Source organism: Desulfobacterium sp. N47 (assembly GCF_051233685.1).
Lineage (GTDB): Bacteria > Desulfobacterota > Desulfobacteria > Desulfobacterales > RPRI01 > RPRI01.
Genome location: NZ_JBAMMY010000073.1, coordinates 1 through 7759 on the forward strand (window position 1 = coordinate 1; position 7759 = coordinate 7759).

General features: G+C 38.7%; 10 protein-coding genes and 1 pseudogene. All 11 read left to right on the forward strand.

What is annotated here, in order from left to right; all coding sequences use genetic code 11:
• A partial coding sequence (locus VXK47_RS04395) for a four helix bundle protein (RefSeq protein WP_435547557.1) occupies positions 1–279 on the forward strand: 279 nt, incomplete at its 5' end.
• A gap of 261 nt (positions 280–540) precedes the next feature.
• Positions 541–1380 carry a hypothetical protein gene (locus tag VXK47_RS04400; protein ID WP_435547558.1) on the forward strand — a complete coding sequence of 280 codons (840 nt, stop codon included), beginning with the start codon at positions 541–543 and terminating at the stop codon, positions 1378–1380.
• Positions 1381–2448 (forward strand): DUF354 domain-containing protein, encoded by a 1068-nt coding sequence (locus tag VXK47_RS04405; RefSeq protein ID WP_435547559.1) that lies wholly within the window; start codon positions 1381–1383, stop codon positions 2446–2448.
• Between the two features lie 13 nt (positions 2449–2461).
• Positions 2462–2635: pseudogene (locus VXK47_RS04410) on the forward strand (four helix bundle protein); the annotation flags it as partial.
• Between the two features lie 87 nt (positions 2636–2722).
• Complete coding sequence (gene wecB, locus VXK47_RS04415; protein ID WP_435547560.1) at positions 2723–3838, forward strand: UDP-N-acetyl glucosamine 2-epimerase; 1116 nt, start codon at positions 2723–2725, stop codon at positions 3836–3838.
• 87 nt (positions 3839–3925) lie between these two features.
• On the forward strand, positions 3926–4171 hold the full coding sequence (locus VXK47_RS04420) for a DUF1902 domain-containing protein (RefSeq protein ID WP_435547561.1): 246 nt from the start codon (positions 3926–3928) through the stop codon (positions 4169–4171).
• Positions 4164–4358, forward strand: coding sequence for a type II toxin-antitoxin system HicA family toxin (locus VXK47_RS04425; RefSeq protein WP_435547562.1), 195 nt, complete (start codon positions 4164–4166; stop codon positions 4356–4358). Before VXK47_RS04420 ends, VXK47_RS04425 begins: the two co-directional genes overlap by 8 nt.
• A 135-nt stretch (positions 4359–4493) precedes the next feature.
• Entirely contained in the window at positions 4494–5660 is a 1167-nt protein-coding gene (locus VXK47_RS04430; RefSeq protein ID WP_435547563.1) for a hypothetical protein, read from the forward strand.
• A 122-nt stretch (positions 5661–5782) separates the two neighbouring features.
• Complete coding sequence (locus tag VXK47_RS04435; protein WP_435547564.1) at positions 5783–6676, forward strand: glycosyltransferase; 894 nt, start codon at positions 5783–5785, stop codon at positions 6674–6676.
• Positions 6677–6845: 169 nt separating this feature from the next.
• Entirely contained in the window at positions 6846–7334 is a 489-nt protein-coding gene (locus VXK47_RS04440; RefSeq protein WP_435547565.1) for a hypothetical protein, read from the forward strand.
• Between the two features lie 65 nt (positions 7335–7399).
• A partial coding sequence (locus VXK47_RS04445) for a hypothetical protein (protein WP_435547566.1) occupies positions 7400–7759 on the forward strand: 360 nt, incomplete at its 3' end.

Consider the following 7759-nt stretch of genomic DNA (forward strand, 5'->3'; position numbering starts at 1 on the left):
GAGTTGTTGAGAAACTGCCGTGATTACGGAATAAAAGATCAAATGCTCCGTTCATCCATATCTATCCCATCTAATATTGCAGAAGGAGCCGAAAGAAAAAGCACCCCGGATTTCAAGAGATTCATAAACATAGCTCTTGGTTCGGCTGCCGAGCTAAGAACACAAGTTTATATTTCACAAAAGGTTAATATATTATCTATTGGAGTTGCTGAAGAATTGATAGATGAATTAAAATCTATATCCAAAATGCTTCAGCGATTACACAGTTCATTAAAATAAATGTAAATTTATCAACCGTAAACCGTCAACCGCTTCTAACCGTCAACCGTCAACTGTCAACCGAAAACCGCTTTTATCCGTAAACCGTAAACCGTCAACCGCTTTTATCCGTCAACCGTCAACTGCTTTTAACCGTCAACCGTCAACCGTCAACTGTCAACCGCTTTTATCCGTCAACCGAAAACCGCTTTTATGCAATCCTACTACCTGATAAAAAATATCTTACCCCGATGGCTGCAGATTTATATCCGGCGCATGGTCTTGATGAGAAAGCGCCATAAATATAAAGATGTATGGCCAGTAGATGAAAGAGCTGCAAAGCCTCCGCAAGGCTGGGCGGGATGGCCTGATCAAAAAAAATTTGCTCTTGTCTTGACACATGATGTAGAAAATGCAAAAGGACATGATAATTGTAAAAAATTGGCGGAAGCAGATGAAAGCTTTGGTTTCAGGTCGTCATTTAATTTTGTGGCAAAAGACTACCCTGTTTCCGAAGCACTACGTCAATATCTTACTGAACGGGGCTTTGAGGTTGGTGTACACGGCCTGCATCATGATAAAAATCCTTTTCGGTCAACAGCAATATTTCGGAAACAGGCAGCAGAGGTTAACCGCTGCTTAAAGGAATGGAATGCCGCTGGTTTCCGCTGCCCTAGCATGTACCATGATCTTGAAATGTTGCATGAGTTAAATATTGAATATGATTGCTCTACATTTGATACGGATCCCTTTGAACCTCAACCGGATGGCGTGCATACAATTTTTCCCTTCCGGGTATCCGGCAATTCAAAACAAAAGGACTATATAGAACTTCCCTACACTCTCCCGCAGGATTTCCTGCTATACATACTTATGCGGGAGAAAAACATTGATATATGGAAAAACAAACTGGACTGGATAGCAGAAAACGGAGGCATGGCCCTCTTTACTACTCATCCAAACTACATCAGTTTTGATGGGCAATTGCATTATGAAGAATATCCTCTTGGTTTTTATACCGAATTTCTTGAATACATTAAATCCAAATACGAAGGACAGTATTGGCACGCACTCCCAAAAGATATGGCACGATTTTGGACCGATAACTTCGGATCGCAATAAATGAATGGTAATACTTTGTTAAATAAAAATATAAAAATAATATGGATAGATTTAGATAACTCCCCTCATGTTCCCTTTTTCAAACCAATAATAGATAAACTCAGGGAACATGGCCATACTGTTATTATAACGGCAAGAGATTGTTTTCAGGTATGCGGACTTGCTGATCTCATGAAAGTGGATTATAAAAAAATCGGCCGTCATTATGGAAAAAATAAAGCGCTGAAAGTTGCTGGGTTATTAATAAGGTCATCTCAACTAATGCCTACCGTATTAAATGAAAAACCTGATATAGCCGTTTCCCACGGCTCAAGATCTCAGGTGTTGATCTCATCCATATTAAACATACCCACTATGGTAATAGCAGATTACGAATTCACACAAACAGTTGCTAAACCTACATACATTGTTGTACCTGAAATGATTTCCAACGATGCAGTAAAAGGATACACTAAAGCTGTTTTTAAATACCCCGGAATCAAGGAAGATGTTTATGCACCCGATTTTAAGCCTGATCCAACTATATTGAAAGAATTAGGCATAAATAAGGAGGAATTGCTGGTTACTATTCGCCCTCCGGCTACCGAAGCACATTATCACAATCCTGAAAGTGAATTGCTGTTTGAAGAAACTATTAATTTCTTGGGTAAGCATGAAAATGCCCGTATGGTTATTTTACCCAGGAATGAAAAAAAGCAAACAGCGTGGGTGAAGAATAACTGGTCTCAGATGTGTAATTCCGGGAAAATAATATTTCCGGAACATGTTGTAGATGGGCTGAATCTGATCTGGCATTCAGATTTGGTTATCAGCGGAGGCGGCACTATGAATCGGGAAGCTGCCGCGCTTGGTGTGCCTGTTTACAGCATATTCAGAGGCAAAATCGGTGCGGTGGACCGATATCTCTCCGAAAACGGACGCCTGGTGCTTTTAGAAAGCGTTAAAGATGTTCGGACAAAAGTTTTACTTAAGAAAAGACTGCAATCAGATAACCTCCAGAATTATAATCATAACGCTCGTGATAAAATAGTTGAAATCATTGAAACAGTATTAAAAGAAGACAAATAGGCCGGAGGCGGATTATCTAAGATTTCTCAATATAGCTTTTGGGTCATTGAAAGAACTACATTATCAACTAAATTTATCAAAGCGTTTGGGGTTCTTGTGCGTACGGGATTCATCTCTGATTGAACCAAAAGTCATAGAAACCGAGAAGGTCTTGAATAGTTTGATTCGTGCCCTAAGAAAACACTAACAGCCTTTAGTTCTAAGTCTTCAGACATCACCCTTTAATCTTTAGGCTTAAGCCTTCAGCCCTAAGTCTATACACCTAATATAAAAAATGAATAATTTAAAATTAATCTTAGTAGTTGGCGCCAGACCGAATTTCATGAAAATAGCTCCCCTGCTGCATGAAATCCGCAAACAAAACAGCATTGATGGAAATAACAAAATCAATATCGAACACCTTCTGGTTCATACAGGGCAGCATTATGATCTGAAGATGTCTGAAGCATTCTTTACGGAACTGGAAATACCCAGCCCTGATTTCAACCTGGAGGTAGGTTCGGGATCTCATGCTGTACAGACTGCAGAAATAATGACAAGATTTGAAAAAGTATGCCTTCAGGAAAAACCCGACTGGGTCATAGTTGTAGGTGATGTGAATTCAACTATGGCCTGCACTCTGGTTTCTTCAAAATTGGGAATAAAAGTCGCACATATTGAAGCAGGACTGAGAAGTTTTGACCGGTCAATGCCGGAAGAAATAAACAGGCTTGTTACCGATGCACTAGCCGATCTATTGCTCACACCATCTGAGGATGCAGATCGGAATCTATTAAGAGAGGGCGTTCTTCCCGAAAAAATAAAGTGTGTCGGAAATATAATGATAGATACGTTGATAATAAATCTGAAAAAGGCAAGAGATCTTAAACCATATACACAATACGGGCTTGAAAAAAATAAATATGTTTTCGTTACACTGCACCGGCCCTCAAATGTTGATAATAAAGAATCGCTTTCACTGATAATGCAAAATCTTGTTGAGTTATCCAAAAAACTTCCGGTTGTTTTCCCCCTGCATCCGCGAACAGAAAAAAATCTAAAGCAATATGGACTACTTCCTTCACCTGATCAGCAGACTAAGCTCAAACTTTGCAAGCCGGTAGGATATTTTGAAAGCATAGGGCTTGCTGAAAAAAGTAAATTCGTATTAACGGATTCAGGCGGGCTCCAGGAAGAAACAACTTTTCTCAGAGTTCCATGCCTTACGTTAAGACCAAATACCGAACGCCCAGTTACGGTTACAGTCGGCACAAACAGACTTACTTGCCTTGAAAACATCAAAGACGACATAAACCGCATACTGGAAGGAAAGCACCCGGCCGGTGCAATCCCTGAACTATGGGATGGCCGGACAAGCAAGAGAATCATGGAAATATTGATAGCCCATTAAACAATCTCTCAGAGTACACAGAGATCACAAAGATAAATATTTGATCCAGTATCAATTTGAACTAATAAAATAATATGAGGTAATAAAATGGTTCAAAAACCATTATTTGTAAGAGCTGAATGGGACGAAGAAGCCCGTGTATGGGTTGCAACTAGTGACGATGTTCCAGGGCTTGCTACTGAGGAAGATAATTTAGAGGCACTCATTGAGAAATTGAAAACATTGATTCCTGAGCTTCTTGATGCAAATGGTATAGTACGAGGATATGAAGTGCCTTTTGAAATCCTCACAAGAAGATTTGAAACTGCCCAAATGGCAGGCATTAGTGGCTGATTATACTAAAGAATTAAAGAAATATTTACAGGAAGCTGGATGCCGATTTCATCGTTACGGAAAGGGTGACCACGAAATTTGGTTTAGCCCGATAACCAAGATAAAATTTGTTGTTGATAATAATATCAAATCTCGTCACACAGCCAATGCCGTATTGAAACAAGCTGGTTTACCAAAACATTTCTGATGAAACCTTGCTTCTTGAACATTGTGCCTTTATCCTTATGAACTTACCAACTCATGAGCTATCTTTCTCTTTATCCTTGCACCCTGGAATCCTTGACTCCTTGGACCCATTTCTTACTTACGAACTTATGAGCGCATGAGCTTAAACCATTCAATTAAGCAAACTATTTTAACCCTACTGAAATATTGCGAAAAGAACAACTGGGCCGGATTCGATCCTTTTGACGGGCTTAACAGCCAAATTTTTGAAACTCTTCCTTTATTAAAAAACAGGATCAGCAGGCTTATTTTCATACAGGCAATGAAAAGATCTCCTGTCAATCTTCGCCATATATTTCTTGTACCAAAAGCGCAAAACCCCAAAGGATTAGCCCTGTTTTGTTCAACTCTTATCAAACTTCATAATCTCAATTTAATGGAAAATGACCGCCAGATCATTAATTTGTTAAATCGATTAATTGAAATGAGAAGCCGGGATACTGATTATCATTGCTGGGGATATAATTTTGACTGGCAGAACAGACAATTCTTTCTGCCTAAATATTCTCCTAATATTATATGTACAACATTTGCAGGAAATGCGCTGTTAGACGCCTACAAAAAATTTAATGATGATAAATATCTGGACATGGCTGTCAGTTCGGGAAATTTTATTTTAAACGGACTGAATATTTATAGAAACAAAGATGAACTTTGTTTCAGCTATACTCCCTTTGATACCGGCCAGGTTCATAATGCAAACCTTTTGGGCGCTGCCTTTTTATCAAGACTTCACAGCATAACCCATGAAGAAAAGTATTTAGAATCCGCCAAAAGTGCCGTTCGATTTTCTGCCCGCAGACAGCGTGAAGACGGGTCATGGGTTTACGGTGAAGATAAAAAACAACAATGGGTCGATAACTTTCATACAGGCTACAACCTTATTGCACTAAAGAGATTTTCAGAATACACAAAAACCACGGAATATAATAAAAACATACAAGAAGGATTTCGATTTTACAAAGAAAATCTATTCACGAAAGACGGATTACCCAAATATTTTAATAATCAACTATATCCTATAGATATTCACGCCATAGCATATAGTATAATTACTCTGGCTGAATTTAAATCTCTTGATGATAACAACTTAGATCTTGCCAATCATATTTTTGACTGGACGATGGCTAATATGTGGGATAAACGAGGATACTTTTACTATCAGAAAAAGAAGTTTTTTAAAATTAGAATACCATACATGCGGTGGTCCCAGGCTTGGATGCTGTACGCTCTTTCTATACTTCAAGAAAACTATGAAGTATAAACAGCCTTGAACCTTGCTCCTTGAACATTGCTTTCCCTTATCAACTTATGAACTCACGAACTTATGAGCTGTATTTTTAACCTTTAACCTTGTTCCTTGCACCTTTTTCTTAACTGGAAACCGTGAACCGTAAACCAACCTATGTCCTAATCACTCCAGCACGTAATGAAGAAGCTTATATTGAACTTACAATTAAGTCGGTAATAAGCCAGACGGTTTTGCCTTTAAAATGGATCATTGTCAGTGACGGCTCAACCGATAACACAGATAACATAGTAAAAAAATATACTTCAGAGCATCCCTGGATTGAACTATTACAAATGCCTGAGCGCAAAGAACGTCACTTTGCAGGAAAAGTTCATGCATTTAATGCAGGATATGAAAAAGTTAAAAATATTGATTTTAATATCATAGGCAATCTGGATGCTGATATAGCTTTCGATGATAACTATTTTTCTTTTCTGCTTAACAAATTTGCTGATAACCCTCGTTTAGGTGTTGGCGGCACCCCTTTTCAAGAAGAGGGAAAACAATATGATTTTCGCTTTGCAAGCCTTGATCATGTATCCGGAGCCTGTCAATTATTTCGTAAAGAATGTTTTGAAGCTATTGGAGGCTACACTCCATTAAAAATGGGAGGAATTGATCTAAACGCCGTAATGACTGCAAGAATGAAAGGCTGGCAAACACGAACTTTTACAGAAAAAACCTGTGATCATCTAAAAAAAACCCAAGCTGGGAAACATTCTAATTTTAAGGCTCTTATAAAAAGCGGCTATCATGATTATCTGATGGGTTCCCATCCTCTATGGCAGTTTTTGCGGTCTGTCCGCCATATCAAAAGTGAACCTTTCCTGATTGGAGGAGCTTCGCTTTTCATAGGGTATATGTGGGCAATGGCTACCAGGCCGCAGCGGTCTGTTTCCAGCGAATTGATGGAATTCAGAAAAAAAGAGCAAATGCTAAAGCTAAAGGAACTTTGTAAAAAGTTTTTTATTAGTAAAAAAATTCTATGACTCTATACGCTCTGTGAGTGAGCGGCAAAAAATTATTAATCTTTTCCTTGTACCTTATGCCTTGGCTCCTTACACCTTATTTAACCGTGAACTGTAAGCTGTTAACCGCTTTTATCCGTCAACCGTAAACCGTCAACTGTAAACTGTAAACTGTAAACTGACCTTAACTATGATCGAATGCATTTTCACAATAGATTATGAAATCTACGGTAATGGTGAAGGAACCCTGAAGGAACTGGTTTATGAGCCGATGCAAAAGCTGTCGGAGATATTCGATAGCGCCGGAGTAAAATTTGTAGTATTTGTCGAAGCTGCCGAGCTGGAACAAATAGAACTGTTTAAAACAGATCCTGTTATAAATGATGTAAAACATCAAGTGCAAAAACTGCATACGAATGGCCATGAAATAGCCCTTCACCTTCATCCGCAATGGTACAATGCGCGATATGAAAATCAAAAGTGGTGCCTCGACTATACTGAATATAATCTATGTAAACTACCGGAAAAACGAATAGATCAAATCATCGATCGTTCAATTGCTTACTTACGAAACATTATAAATAAAGCTGACTTTACTCCGCTATCTTTCCGGGCGGGAAACTGGTTGTTCCAACCGGCACAAACTACTTCAAGAATACTGGCCGAACGGGGTGTATAAAAATTGATTCATCCGTATTTAAAGGCGGCGTACAGCATCAACATAAACTGGACTATCGCAGAGCCTTGGAAAACGGCTATTATTGGCAGTTCACAGACGATGTGAATGTGCCTGATCCGAAGGGAATTATGTTGGAAATACCAATAATGACTCAAATGATACCGGCTATGGAAATGCTCACTGCCAAACGCGTCGTCATGCAACAAAAAAGTTTTGCAGCATCTCAATCAAAAAAAGAAAAGTTATATCGCATTTGGGATTATTGTCGCTTTCAATACCCCTTGAAATTTGATTTCTGTCGTATGACAATAAACGAACTCACTTGTATGATGGAAAAAGTTATTAAAGAAGATAAACGAAATCCATTGGGTTATAAGCCTTTTGTGCTTATAGGTCATACAAAAGATCTGGTTGATTTCGAAACC

What these genes read in the sequence shown, in the direction of transcription:
- VXK47_RS04405 (WP_435547559.1), top strand. Translation starts at nt 1,381, where the DNA reads ATGAATGGTAATACTTTGTTAAATAAAAATATAAAAATAATATGGATA.
- wecB (WP_435547560.1), top strand. Translation starts at nt 2,723, where the DNA reads ATGAATAATTTAAAATTAATCTTAGTAGTTGGCGCCAGACCGAATTTC.
- VXK47_RS04420 (WP_435547561.1), top strand. Translation starts at nt 3,926, where the DNA reads ATGGTTCAAAAACCATTATTTGTAAGAGCTGAATGGGACGAAGAAGCC.
- VXK47_RS04430 (WP_435547563.1), top strand. Translation starts at nt 4,494, where the DNA reads ATGAGCTTAAACCATTCAATTAAGCAAACTATTTTAACCCTACTGAAA.
- VXK47_RS04440 (WP_435547565.1), top strand. Translation starts at nt 6,846, where the DNA reads ATGATCGAATGCATTTTCACAATAGATTATGAAATCTACGGTAATGGT.